12 protein-coding genes and 2 pseudogenes are annotated in these 12,897 nt (G+C 60.2%); 11 read left to right on the top strand and 3 right to left on the bottom strand.

The genetic code is table 11. From position 1 onward, the window contains the following. Nucleotides 1–224: 224 nt before the first annotated feature. From JCM7686_RS22310 to JCM7686_RS24210, 5 genes and pseudogenes are all read left to right on the top strand, one after another. Complete coding sequence (locus JCM7686_RS22310) at nt 225–992, top strand: DeoR/GlpR family DNA-binding transcription regulator (protein WP_020952555.1); 768 nt, start codon at nt 225–227, stop codon at nt 990–992. 57 nt (nt 993–1,049) lie between these two features. Next, nucleotides 1,050–1,175: pseudogene (locus JCM7686_RS24570) on the top strand (IS481 family transposase); the annotation flags it as partial. Between the two features lie 51 nt (nt 1,176–1,226). Further along, a complete protein-coding gene (locus JCM7686_RS22305) occupies nt 1,227–2,159 on the top strand; it encodes an IS5-like element ISPam2 family transposase (protein WP_020952554.1) in 933 nt (310 codons plus the stop codon). Nucleotides 2,160–2,215: 56 nt separating this feature from the next. Beyond that, nucleotides 2,216–2,338 (top strand): annotated as a pseudogene (locus JCM7686_RS24215) (transposase domain-containing protein); the annotation flags it as partial. Then, nucleotides 2,311–4,059 carry a C-terminal helicase domain-containing protein gene (locus JCM7686_RS24210; RefSeq protein WP_020952553.1) on the top strand — a complete coding sequence of 583 codons (1,749 nt, stop codon included), beginning with the start codon at nt 2,311–2,313 and terminating at the stop codon, nt 4,057–4,059. The pseudogene JCM7686_RS24215 and the gene JCM7686_RS24210, both read left to right, overlap by 28 nt. A gap of 29 nt (nt 4,060–4,088) precedes the next feature. Here JCM7686_RS24210 and JCM7686_RS22295 read toward each other — a convergent pair whose 3' ends face one another. From JCM7686_RS22295 to JCM7686_RS22285, 3 genes are all read right to left on the bottom strand, one after another. After that, on the bottom strand, nt 4,089–5,192 hold the full coding sequence (locus tag JCM7686_RS22295) for a Fic family protein (RefSeq protein ID WP_020952552.1): 1,104 nt from the start codon (nt 5,190–5,192) through the stop codon (nt 4,089–4,091). A gap of 260 nt (nt 5,193–5,452) precedes the next feature. After that, nucleotides 5,453–6,088, bottom strand: a complete 636-nt coding sequence (scpB, locus tag JCM7686_RS22290; RefSeq protein WP_020952551.1) for an SMC-Scp complex subunit ScpB — start codon at nt 6,086–6,088, stop codon at nt 5,453–5,455. Nucleotides 6,089–6,090: 2 nt separating this feature from the next. Beyond that, nucleotides 6,091–7,008 carry a DUF1403 family protein gene (locus JCM7686_RS22285; RefSeq protein ID WP_020952550.1) on the bottom strand — a complete coding sequence of 306 codons (918 nt, stop codon included), beginning with the start codon at nt 7,006–7,008 and terminating at the stop codon, nt 6,091–6,093. Between the two features lie 264 nt (nt 7,009–7,272). Here JCM7686_RS22285 and JCM7686_RS22280 point away from each other — a divergent pair, with 264 nt between their 5' ends. The 6 genes from JCM7686_RS22280 (at nt 7,273) to repC (ending at nt 12,897) form a co-directional block, all read left to right on the top strand. After that, entirely contained in the window at nt 7,273–7,545 is a 273-nt protein-coding gene (locus JCM7686_RS22280) for a ribbon-helix-helix domain-containing protein (RefSeq protein ID WP_020952549.1), read from the top strand. Beyond that, nucleotides 7,542–7,901, top strand: a complete 360-nt coding sequence (locus tag JCM7686_RS22275) for a type II toxin-antitoxin system RelE/ParE family toxin (RefSeq protein ID WP_020952548.1) — start codon at nt 7,542–7,544, stop codon at nt 7,899–7,901. Before JCM7686_RS22280 ends, JCM7686_RS22275 begins: the two co-directional genes overlap by 4 nt. After that, nucleotides 7,891–8,934 (top strand): tyrosine-type recombinase/integrase, encoded by a 1,044-nt coding sequence (locus tag JCM7686_RS22270; RefSeq protein ID WP_020952547.1) that lies wholly within the window; start codon nt 7,891–7,893, stop codon nt 8,932–8,934. Before JCM7686_RS22275 ends, JCM7686_RS22270 begins: the two co-directional genes overlap by 11 nt. 382 nt (nt 8,935–9,316) lie before the next feature. Further along, nucleotides 9,317–10,501: a plasmid partitioning protein RepA gene (gene repA, locus JCM7686_RS22265; protein ID WP_020952546.1), complete on the top strand. Its 1,185-nt coding sequence runs from the start codon at nt 9,317–9,319 to the stop codon at nt 10,499–10,501. After that, nucleotides 10,501–11,484 (top strand): plasmid partitioning protein RepB, encoded by a 984-nt coding sequence (gene repB, locus JCM7686_RS22260; RefSeq protein WP_020952545.1) that lies wholly within the window; start codon nt 10,501–10,503, stop codon nt 11,482–11,484. The genes repA and repB overlap by 1 nt, the downstream gene beginning before the upstream one ends. Nucleotides 11,485–11,727: 243 nt before the next feature. Next, nucleotides 11,728–12,897, top strand: a complete 1,170-nt coding sequence (gene repC, locus JCM7686_RS22255; protein ID WP_020952544.1) for a plasmid replication protein RepC — start codon at nt 11,728–11,730, stop codon at nt 12,895–12,897.

Raw genomic sequence — 12,897 nt, 5'->3', positions numbered from 1 at the left:
TTTCTTACGAGTAACAGCTTCGCGAGGTCGGTCAAGAACGATTTTCGTTTAGCTTTCGTTATTATGAAAAACGAATGCTTGGTTCTGCAATGCGGCAAGAAAGCGAACCAAATCCAAAGAAAGTGAGGGAAATTGCCGCCTTGCATGCGCGGGCTCGTTGCGTAAAATCCGCAGGAAACCGAGCAAAAGCGAACATGACGCGAACCCGCACGGGAGAGGAAGCCATGATCCCCAGCGTCCGCCAGAACCAGATTCTCGAACTTGCCCGTGCCGAAGGCAGGGTTCTTGTCGAAGACCTCGCCCACCGATTCGAGGTGACATTGCAGACCATCCGCCGTGATCTCGGCGAATTGGCTGAGGCCGGCCTGCTTGAACGCGTGCATGGTGGTGCTGTGCCCCGGACCGGCATGGTCAATCTGGGCTATGAGGCGCGAAGGAAGATGAATTCCGAGGCAAAGGCAGCAATCGCCACCGCCTGTGCCGCAGCGATACCTGAGAATTCCAGCCTGATCCTGAATCTCGGCACGACGACCGAGGCCGTGGCGCGCGCGCTGATTCATCACCAGAACATCACGGTGATTACGAACAACATGAATGTTGCCAATATTCTTGCGGACAATCCGGGCTGTGAGATCATGGTAGCCGGCGGAGCTCTGCGACGCTCGGATGGCGGGCTGGTGGGAGAGTTGGCCACCCAGTTCATTGAGCAATTCAAGGTCGATTACGCGGTGATCGGCACGTCTGCGATGGACCTGGACGGTGATCTTCTTGACTATGATCTGGCCGAGGTCAGGGTAAGCCGTGCCATTCTGAAACAGGCAAGACAGGCTTTTCTGGTGACCGATTACAGCAAGCTTGGCCGCTCCGCACCGGCGCGAATCGCCAGCCTGGCGGAGATCGACATATTGTTCTGCGATCATGCGCTGCCCGAGCCGCTGAGCGAGCGTTGTGCAGAGTGGAGAACCAGTGTTCGAATCTGCGATCACGGCTAGGTGTTTGATCCCACGGTTTGATGGTGCGATCCTTTCTCTGGAATGGAAGGACGCCCTATGGGACAAATTCGTCATGGCAGCGCCACGACCACGCACGCCGTCAGAGCAGCAATACAGCGATCGCAAGCTTCGCTCGCGCAGTTGAGCCGTGAGTTGGGCATCAATCCGGCTTTGTTGCAGAAGTCCCCAGGGAGCAGGATTCACACGGGGAATCCATGGGGTTAATGGTCTGAGATGACGAGACCTGATCCTGCCCGCTATCGGACGAATAACTGGAAGAGTTACAACGAGGCCCTGAAGCGGCGCGGTTCCCTGCTGATCTGGTTGGACAAAGACATGACGTGGCTTGCGCCGAAGGCCGGTGGCAATGGCCGACCGCCGGTGTTCAGCGATGCATCTGTCCAGTTTTGTTTGATGGTGAAGGTTCTGTTCGGGCTCCCACTTCGCCAGACGACCGGGATGGTGGCAAGCATTCTGTCGATGGCCGGTCTGGACTGGCCGGTGCCTGACTTTTCGACCCTGAGCCGTCGGCAGAAGCGCATCACGGTGCAAATATCGAACCGCCGTGCGTCCGGTCCGCTCAACCTGCTTGTTGACAGCACCGGAATAAAGTTCCTCGGGGATGGGGAGTGGCTTGCGCGTAAGCACGGCACGCAGCGTCGGCGCCAATATCGCAAGGTTCATTTGGCGATGGATACGGCCACCGGCGACATCCGTGCAGTAGAGTTCACCTCGAGCGACAAGGGCGACAGCCCCGTTCTGCCCCACCTGCTGGACCAGATCCCTGCCGATGAACAGATCGGCACCGTGACCGGCGATGGCGCTTTTGACACAAGGCGATGCCATAGCGCGATCCTCGAGCGCGGTGGAACGGCGATCATACCCATCCGCAAGAACGGGCGGCGATGGCGGGAGAACTGTCCCGCCGCCAGGGCCCGCAACGAGATCCTCAAGGCGACACAACGCCTGGGGCGGGCAGTCTGGAAACGCTGGTCAGGATATCACGCCCGAAGCCGGATCGAGGCCAAGATGAGGTGTCTCAAGTCGTTCGGGGAACGCATTGCATCACGCGACCCGGATCGCCAAACCGCCGAGGTCCAGATCCGCGTAGCACTCATGAACCGCTTCAATGCACTCGGCACTGCCGAGATTGAACGCGTGGCCTGAACCCAACGGGGAAAGGGGCGCGTCTGGCCGCAGCCGGACTTCTGCAACAATGCCCATGCAAGCTGAACAACGTCGACCCCGAAGCATGGCTCACATCGGTCCTCCAGCGCTTGCCTGATCACAAGATCAATCGCATCGATGAACTCATGCCGTGGAACTGGCAGGCCGAGAAGGCCTGAAACCGCACCGACACCGGACGGATACTCTGCGCGCGGGGGCAGCTGACAAGAAAGCAAAGTCCTGTGGCAAGGAATCAGAGCAGTTCCTGGCGGCGGCAAAGGCCGTCCAGCTTTTGCCCGGCCCGGCAACCGCAGATGCATTCAGGATCGCTGCAGAGGAATTCCAGAAGCAGCTTTCGCCTTGGGTGCTACGCCGTCGCAAGGCTGTTGCCGGCAATGACAGCGTCCTTGAACGCTTTATCCGCGACCATGGGCCGGATTACCGGGACCGCAGTCAAAGGATCACCGCCGAGGTGGCTGGCAAGGAGTGGTCAGTTGCCATGATGGCCGTCGAAGCCCTGTCTCTCATGCCCGCAACCGGGCTCGCGCCGCAGAAGCGTTTGCGGCTCGCGCTCGCGCGTGGATTTTCGCTCGCATCCGCGTTTAATGCGGCGGAGAAGCCGGAGAAAGGCGATTGGCGGGACAGCGACGAACAAACACTGTCTGCCCCCGGCCGTGACCCGGTCATCAACCAGCAGGAAAAACGGCGGCGCGAACGGGCCGGGTTCTGGCTCGACAGACTGAAACCGGCAGCTGCCAATCCTTACGCGCATCCTGCACTGCTTGCCGCCGTCAGGGCGATCGAAGAGATCACGACACATGCGGAGGCCCCGGAAAAGGTTCTGGTTTTCGGCATTTTCACGCAGGCAATGCGCCGCCTGACGGATCTGTTGAACGCCCGGGAAATGATCCGGCGCCTGATGGTCTTTTCGTGCAACCCGGATGCCCCGTTCAAAACCTGGCACTGGCCCGGAGAAACCATCCCCGTGGATGCCCATTTCCGCGAGGCGCTGGCGGCAGCCCTTCAAATGGCCGATATGCGTAACCTTGTGGGCAATCACGATATTGCCACGCTGTCGGGCCTGATGCAGCGACAATACGACAAATACCGCTCGCAGCGCGCAAGAGCCCTCGACGAGGTGAGATCTTATGTCACCGAAACGCTCGGGCCACAGATAGGGTTGGCCGCGCAAGACGAAAAGCTCGTCCTGCAGCTGACACAGGCGCTGATCGAAATCATGGATGATCAGCAAAGCCGACAGGGGCGCTCGGACCCTGCCGAGGCCTGGGAGGAGTTTCAAAAGGAAAACCTGCCCCGCTACGAAGAGGACGAAGACGGAACCGCGGATTCAGTAAAGGATCTGTCGTCAGAGATCAGGCTGGCTTTGAGTGATTTCGATGGTCGCAGCGGATTTTTTGCCCGTCGGCTGGCTGGCGGTATGGGGCCCGCAGCAAAGCAACACCTGCAAACGGCATTCAACCGGCGTGCAAGCTGGCCTATGGTTCTCGTCGCGCAATCCAGTGTTGGCCGTGAGGGCCTGAACCTTCACAAATCCTGCCGCACCGTGGTGCTGTTCCAGCCGGAATGGAACCCGGGCGTCGTCGAGCAGCAGATCGGGCGGGTCGACCGGATCGGCTCGCTCTGGGAAGAGATGGTCTCGCAGCACCGGGGCAACACTGAACCGCCGAAGATCCGGATCTTGCCCGTCGAACTCCCCGGCTCTTACGACGAGCATAATTGGGAGGTTCTAAACGAGAGATGGGACAGCTATCGCGCCCAGATGAACGGCGAAGTCTTCGCTTCGGCAAAGTCCAGGAGCCAGCCGTCAAGCGAAGTGGTGGCAGTCGTTCGCAACGCAACTCCCGACTTCTCTCCGCTGCCCGGCGCTCCAGAAACATGACCTCGAGACGGGCTCACAGCCAAGGCCCCTCAGGCGTTCAGCAACCAATACCGGGTATGACGCCGCTCGCCTGTTCGCGTCAGGGCACCCATCTCCACGAGGTCCTGAAGATCTCGAGTCGCTGTCGCCCGTGACGTGCCAGTGATGGAGATATAGTTCTCGGCACTGAGCCCCCCTCGGAAACCTTCCGGCCCTTCACGGAACATGCGCTCGGCCACTTTCGCCTGCCGCACGTTCAACCTGCCCCGCAGCCGGTCATAGAATCTTGCCTTGGAAATGAAAAACGCGACACGCTCCAGCGTTGCTTGCTGCGCCTTGAGGACTGTCTCGCCGAACCAGAGAAGCCATGGCGTCACGTCCAAAGTCTTCTGATGGGTTTCAAGCTGCTCGTAATAGGCCCTTCGATCGCGTTCGATCGTATAGGCGAGCGCGATCAGGCTGGGCTGACCGATGTTCTGAGCCAGCGACTTCTCCGCCAGAGCGCGGCCAAGACGACCGTTGCCATCCTCAAAGGGGTGAATGCTTTCGAACCACAGATGCCCAAGTGCAGCCCGGGTCAGCGCCGCGACAGGTGCCGCTCCTTCTGGAGCGGATGCGTTGAACCAGGCAACGAACCTGTCCATCTCGGCAGGCACCTGAGCGGATGGCGGTGCCTCAAAATGCACGCGCTGCCGGTCGATACGGCCGGACACGATCTGCATCGCGTCGCTGTGTTTGCGAAAGGCTCCGACGATTTCAAGGTGTCGGTCATGGGACAAGAGCATCCCATGCCAGCGGCAAAGCGTGTCGTGATCCAACGGTTCGGCATAGCGCGAGTAGACATCGACCATCATCTCGGCGATGCCCTCTTCACGTGCCTTCACAAGCGTGCCATTGATCGCCAGCCCGAACTGGCGCCGCAGCGAGGATTGGACGCTTGAACGGTCCAAGACCTCGCCCTCGATCGCGCTTGTCCGCATAGCCTCTTCGCTCAGAAGCTCGATCCGCAGGCGATCCCGATCATCGCCCGTGACATGGCGAACAGCGCCGACGATCTCGCCAGACGAGATCAGGAACTTCTCCTCAAGAGGCTTGACTGCCTCGTCGTCATATCGAAAACGCGGCCAGTCTTTCTGGGTCCAGTTCCAGCGCATGAGTTATAGAGTCTCCATCTATCACTCAAGTTATAGGAGTTTTGTGAGTTATAGAAGGCTGATCTATGCGTCATCTTACATCACCCGAGCTGCCGCGCGCGTTGCGCAGACACATCAGCTTTGTCTTCTGCGAACCCTGAACCGGTGTCATGCTACAAATCCTCCACTCAATCTTGATGTGCGCAGAGGTTTTGCCAATCGTTATCGCGGGGCATCCGCCACCCCGAACTGATCACCCATACCAACGCGGGGAAGAAAAGTTACTTGACCTCGCCCGCAATCGGCAGATCCAGCACGATATCGCCCGCAGGCTTCAGCAGCCCTGCATCCTGCAACGCCTCGAGGTCCGGCAGATCGCGCAGGGTTTCCAGCCCGAACTGCACCAGAAACCCCGGCGTGGTGACATAAGTGTAGGGCGCACCGGGTTCGGGGCTGTGCGGGCCGCGAGCTATCAGGGCCTGGCGGTGCAGCCGTGCGATCAGATCACGGCTAACCTCGCGGCCGGTCAGTCGCGAGATCGCACCACGTGTCACCGGCTGCATATAGGCGATTATGGTCAAGACGAGCGCTTCATTCTTCGTGAGATCTCGGACAGCGTCACCCTCACCGCGCGCAGTTCGGATCGCCGCCGCGTGTTGCGGCCGCGTGCGGAACTGCCAGCCGCCTGCGATGCGGGCAATCTCATACGGACGCCCCACGAGTTCGGCAGCAATGTCCTCGATCAGCAGATCGAGCGCACAGTCACGACCGACCACCCGCGCCAGCACATCCCGACCCACCGGCTCGGAGGCGGCGAACAGCACCGCCTCGACCCGCGCCATCCATTCCCGCCAGCGCAGCGCCTGCGGCAACTCGGCGATTTCGGCGTCCAGTGGCTCGGCGGTTCTCGGGGCCATTGTCACAACCCGTAAAGCCGAAAGGTCGGCCGTCCGGTCAGCTCACGCACCAGACCGAGCGAGGTCAGCCGATCAAACAACCGCCGCGCCGCGCGGTCACTGGCCTCGGCCCCGGCCTGGGCCGCCAGCGCATCCTCAGTCAGGAGTGCGGTGAGGATGGCGGCGGTGTCCTTTCCCGGCCGCCGCAGATGTGCCGCGCGCAGAGCAGTCGCGCGGCGGGTCAGATCGATGTGCAGATCACAGGCCGCAACCGCCCCCCTTCCCAAGGCGCTCGCGCAGGCCGCAACCCAAGCCTCGCCCTCCAGCCGGAACGCCGCGCGCGGAAGATGCGATGCGAGCAGCGGCGCCGGCCGATCCCAGCCAAGCGCCCGGGCCAAAAGCGCATCCGCCAACCAGAGCGCTAAGCCGCGATAGGCCGGGCCGAGGACGAGAACCTCGCGCGCGGCCTCGGCGGCAAAGCGCAAAGGCAAGGCGCGACCAACAAACCGCGCGCCGAGGTCACGCAAAATCTCCGCGCCCGGCCCAGGCGACAGATCGAAGAAGCCAGGCAAGCGCACCGGCCAGTCGGTTGATCTCAGCGCCCGTGCCTCGCCTAAGGCGCGCCAGCCGATCAGCACACGCCCGCCAGGGCCGGGATCATCACCGGGTCTGCGCAGGGCGAAGACGTCGCGCAACTGCGCCTCGCCTTCCCGGCGCCCTTCCAACTGGGAAACTGCCACCGCCGCAGCGAGCGCGAGCCGCTTGCGCCAGAGGATGCCAAGCGGGTCCTCGGACCGGGCTATCGGGTCCAGCACAGCAAGGGCTGCTCCGGCGAAAAACATCGCTGTTTCAAGATCATCGCGGCCAGCGCCCTGCCGGATCCAGCGCGGTAATGCCGGAGGATTTGAGGGAGGCAGGGGAGATTTTGCGGCAATTTTCATGGCGGGACGCTAACAAGTATCGGCGTATCATGCTAGTTTTACTTGCAATATCCGCCGCGCCTGTCATTCCTGAATAATATCCAATAAGATTGCATTATCGGATGTTTTGCTCTTTTATAGAAAGATGAGCGTTCTGACAGCCAAAATGGCTGGAATTCGGGCCCGGGGACGCCTCAGCGGCGCCCTGCTTTGCTGTGGTCTCCGCGGGAAAGCTTGACGGGCATACCACCCAGTCATACCATTGAGGGCGCAAGGAGCAGTGCCATGACCGTGAAATCCTCGATCTCGCTCAGCGACGAACATCATGCCTTTGCCCGCGCGCAGGTGCAGGATGGGCGCTTCACTTCGGTTAGCGCCGTCGTGCAGCATGGGCTCGATCTGCTGCGGCAGAAGGCCGAAGATGAGCGTCTGGAACGGGCAGCCCTAAGAGCTCTGCTGGAGGAACGCCTCGCCGGGCCCTTCATCAGCAACGACGAGATGCGCCGCCGTATCGGCGTGTTCGCTGCATCCCGGTCTGGCGACCCCGCGGCGCAATGACCTGGCGCATCGAGTTCGCTTCGGCGGCTGAGCGCGACTTTGCCCTGATCCGCGACCATCTGATCGAGAGCTACCTCTCGTTCGGCGACAGCCCAGCCGAGGCGGCAAAGCGGACCGGGCAGCGCCTGATCGAGATATTCGACGACACGCAGCGTGTCGCAACAGCCCCGCATCGCGGCAGCCAGTACGATGATCTGCTGCCAGGGTTGCGGCAATTGACCCTTGGCAAGGCCAGCTTCTGGTTCACCACGGACGACGACGCAGGGCTGATCCGCGTTCTGGCGGTATTCTTCGGCGCGCAGGACCAACAGCGCCGAATGTTGATACGCCTGCTGGAGCCGCGCCATGGCCAGTGACCCGACAGGAACCTTGCGGCCCTCCCCTGCCCTGCCCGATCACCAGCCCCCTGCCCTGCGCGACCTGGCCGAGCGGGCGCGCAGCTATGCCGAGGCGGCGAGTTCGGCCAATACCCGCAAGGCCTATGCCGCCGACTGGAAGCATTTTGCCGGCTGGTGTCGGCGCGAGGGATTGGATGCGTCCGTGCCCGATCCGCAGGCGGTCGGCCTTTACATCACCGCCTGCGCCAGCGGTGCGAAATCGGTCGGTGGCCGCAAGAACGCAGTCTCGACCATCGAACGGCGGCTGTCGGCGCTCGTCTGGGCCTATACGCAGCGCGGCCTGAGCCTCGCCCGGCGCGACCGCCACATCGCTACGGTCCTGGCCGGGATCCGCAATAGCCATGCAGCCCCGCCCCGACAGAAGGAGGCGATCCTGCCAGAGGATCTGCTAGCGATGCTCGAAACCTGTGCTCGCGGCACTCTTCGCGGATTGCGCGACCGGGCGATGCTGCTGGTCGGCTTTGCCGGCGGGTTGCGGCGCTCCGAGATCACCGGGCTGGATGCCGGCCGTGGCCAGACCGAAGACGGACGCGGTTGGATCGAGGTGCTGCCCGCCGGCCTGCTGGTGACCCTTCGCGGCAAGACCGGTTGGCGCGAGGTCGAGATCGGGCGCGGATCATCGGCCGCGACCTGTCCTGTCGCTGCACTCGAAACCTGGCTGAAACTCGCGCGCATCAGCCAAGGCCCGCTGTTCCGCCGCATCACGGGACAGGGGAAGGAGCCTGGGCCGCTGCGTCTGAACGACCGCGAGGTCGCGCGACTTGTAAAGCGTGCCGCCGATGCCGCCGGGCTCCGCGGTGATCTGCCCGAAAAGGACCGCCCTGCCCTGTTCTCGGGCCACTCGCTCCGGGCCGGTCTCGCCTCCTCTGCAGAGGTCGATGAGCGATTTGTACAGAAGCAGCTTGGTCATGCGAGCGCGGAAATGACACGCCGGTATCAGCGGCGACGCGACAGGTTCAGGGTCAACCTGACAAAGGCCGCAGGGTTATAGTGCGCGCAGGCAAAGACGACCGATTCGGCCAAGGCGCAGTAAGCTACCGAACGGTGAGGATCGCTGTCGACCGGCTGCTGGCTGGTACCTTAGATCGCTACGATCACCAAAACCGCAAGCAATCTCAAGAAAAACCACGTGTTATCAATTTCTTAAGTTTCGCATCTAGTGCTCGGCACGAAGTCGGCCGCAAAATAGACGGCCAAGCGCGATGGTCGGCCCTATATGTAGTGCAAGAAAATGCTTGCGCGAGCCGGCACCGCGGTGGCATTAGTCGGAAGTGAAACGCTTCTGTGCGCTTAGTCGCATTTTTGCGTTACGGCGACCCCGGCAAGAGGGTCGGAGAGCAGAAACCTCGCAAGTGCGAGGAAGAGGGGCAACTATGCGCGAATCCGTTCGCATCGATCAGGCGATCCGCGAGAATGCTGACATTCTTGACGCGGCGCTTGAGTCGCACCTTCGGAAGACCTTCCTTCCAGATTCCCGCAAAACGCTACGCACCTTCAGCTCTGCGGAAGCCGCTGAACTTCTTGGCCTCTCTCAGTCGCATCTTCGCAAACTGCATTTTGACGGAAAGCTGCCAGCCATTGAGGCAGACGGCCGAGCTCGTCGTCAGTATCGCGCAGAGGATCTCCTCGAAATGCGGGACGCTTTAGCAGCCGCTGCAAAATCTGGCACTTCAGCCCGCTTTCTACCTGGGCGTCGTCCTGGCGACAAATTGCAGGTAATTGCCATCGCCAACTACAAGGGCGGCTCTAGCAAGACAACCGCGAGTATTCATCTTGCTCAACGCTTGGCCCTGCGCGGGTATCGGGTCCTGGCTATCGACATCGACCCTCAGGCGAGTCTGACCTCGATGTTCGGATATCGTGCAGAAATTGAGTTCGCCAGTGGTGGTACGATATACGACGCCATCAGATACGCGGATCCTGTCCCTTTGCGGAACGTGATCATCAAGACCTACTTTCCTAACTTGGATCTCGCTCCCGCGGGCTTGAGACTGGCCGATTTCGAGCACGAGACACCTATAGCCATCCGGCAGCAGGTCGATCCTCCCTTCTACCTCAGATTGCCAATGGCGCTGCAGCAGGTTGATGCCGATTACGATGTGGTAATCATCGACTGCCCGCCTCAGCTGGGGTTCCTCACACTTTCGGCGATGGTTTCGGCGACAACGATGCTGATTACAGTCATCCCGAGTATGCTTGATGTCGCTTCGATGTCTCAGTTTCTGCAGATGGCATCAGGCCTTCTGGCAGTCGTCGCAAAGTACGATGTGGATATGTCTTACGACTTCCTCCGCTTCATGATCACACGCTACGAACCGTCCGACGGACCGCAAACCCAGATGGCCGCGCTGCTCAGGTCACTTTTTGGGAAGCAAGTGATGGTCGAAACCTTCCTGAAAAGCACGGCAATTTCGGACGCCGGCTTGACCCAGCAAACTCTCTACGAGGTCGATCGCGCCCAGTTTCACCGAAACACCTATGACCGTGCTGTCGAGTCGATCAACGGAGTAGCGAACGAACTCGAAACCATGATCCAATCCGCTTGGGGGAGAACCTGATGGCCCGCAAGAATGTCTTTTCATCTGTCATCGAGGAAAGCCTGAGGGATAGAGCCCTCACAGACTCCTCGGAGCGCAAGGGTGCGTTGCAGAAGAACTTCAGCGGCGGTGCGCTCGGCTCCATGGATGGCTCGCTCGCAGACCTTCACTCCCGCTCGATCCGGGAAATCGATCCCGATCTCATTGATGATGCTGGCCTGCGTGATCGGCTTGAACACGATGACGCGTCTGACGAAGAGTTACGGTCCAGTATCGAGCGCTACGGGCAGCTTAGTCCAGTGGTAGTCCGCCCGCATCCGGAGCACGACGGGCGCTACCAGATCGTTTTCGGACGTCGCCGGCTGAGAAGTCTTCGGAAGCTCAAGATCCCGGCAAAGGCCCTCGTCAGGACGCTTGACGACCAAGAACTCGTACTCGCACAGGGTCAGGAGAACAGTGTTCGCAAGGACCCCTCTTTCATCGAAAAGGCAGTGTTCGTCGGTGAGCTCAGGGCAGCTGGCTACAAGACGCCCGTCATTCTCGATGCGCTCAACATCGACAAAACAAGGCTCTCCAGAATGGAGGGCGTCATTGCGTCGATTCCGTTTACAAGCATCCAACTGATCGGTCCTGCTCACGCGATCGGTTGGCGTCGTTGGGTCGCCGCGGCGAAGCAGGTTAAAGACTTGGATGTGAATACCGAAGATCTTCTCGAGTCTCTTCCATTGAGTGACTTGGATTCTGATGCTCGTTTCGAAGCTTTTGCAGAGGCTGTGAGCCAGTGGAACCAGCCAAGCGTCGAACCTCCTGCCGACAGATCACGTAGCACAGAGGTTCGTCTGCAAGATGGTTCTATCCTCGCAAAAGTTACCCCGACGGCTTCCACACTGACACTTCGGGTGGACGCCAAACAGCATGCAGCCTTCGCGCGATGGCTAGAGGACAATCTCTCGGACGAGATCCTCGAACTCCACAAGCGGTGGTCAAAAGACAACCCCGGCTGAAGCACGCTTCAGCTCTCACGCAACCCAAAAGAAAGGAGGCACGACCGAAGGCCAAAAGAAAAGCCCCCCAGGACATCATATCCCGAAGGGCCCATCTGTTGTGTGGTAACTCAGATGTAGCATCCTTCAATCACATGTCAACAGCAACCGAATCGGTTGAACGGTAAAGTTTTGCCTGTTGGCATCCAGGACCTGTTTTCAGCAGGTTCTCCTCGGGGATCGGCCTTCCCGTGACGATGAGGCATGGCATTTTACTCCCTGAAAGCCCACGGATATACCCCCGATGGGATCGAGACCTATGTGCATGAAGACGGCTTGCGCCAGTCACCTGCCCATCTCCCTGCCTCTCGCTGGCAGCTTCTGCGATCACTCGTCCTCGCGAAAGATCACTTTGGACTGACTGACCGCGATCTCACTGTCTTGCAGGCGCTCCTATCTTGCCTCCCCGGCGATGACCGTCGGTTCATGACAGCTTTCGCGTCAAATGCCACCCTGTCCAGCCGCACCCAGGGCATGCACGAACGAACGCTTCGCCGACACCTGGCCGCATTGATAGATGCGGGCATCATTGTGCGCCGGGACTCCCCCAACCGCAAACGCTACGCTCGTCGCAGTCTAGATGGAGAGATCCAGTCACCGTTCGGTTTCGACCTCACTCCGCTGTTCGCTCGACACGCTGAAATCGAGGATGCCGCTCGAACCGAAGAGGCCAGCAGAGTCCGTATCAAGACACTGCGCGAAGAGCTGTCGTTGATCCGCAATGAGATCAAAGCTGACCCTAACCAACTCGTCATCGCTGACGCAATCCGGAAAGCCCTGAAGCGCAAGCTGACCGAAGCAGAACTCATCGCCCTCCGCGACAAGCTAGGGATCCTGTTAGCCCGCCCGAACAGTGCGTCTGCCTTGCATTCAACAGAAGAAATGTCCGGCGCTGCCGGCCAGAATGTCCGGCACATACAGGAATCACAAGATTACCTAAATGAATCTGAAGGCGAACTTCTCACGAAATCGGCACAGTTCAGCAACCCGGTCACAACACAGCAAGCTTCAGAAGGGGAACATACGGATAGCTCCTCCGACGCGATCCTCCCTACCCTAGGAAGAGTTTGCGAGGCCTGCCCATCTGCTATGGAGCTAGCTCAAGCACCGATCCACAACTGGTACGAACTGGAACGATTCAGTTGGGCGCTAGCTCCAATGATAGGTGTAACTCACGAACTCATGGGCTTTGCCGAAAGAAATCTCGGCAGACATGCAAGGAGTGTTGTGATCCTCTACATCGTAGAGCGCATATCAAGAATCCGCTCCCCGGGCGCATATTTGCGTAGCCTGTGCAAGAAAGCACAAGCCGGCTTGCTCTCACCGTCCCGTCTTATCGCAGGGCTAACTCGCGAGCATATCGTCCCAGCGTAA

This window comes from Paracoccus aminophilus JCM 7686 (assembly GCF_000444995.1).
GTDB lineage: Bacteria > Pseudomonadota > Alphaproteobacteria > Rhodobacterales > Rhodobacteraceae > Paracoccus > Paracoccus aminophilus.
This window is presented reverse-complemented; position numbering and strand designations above follow the sequence as displayed.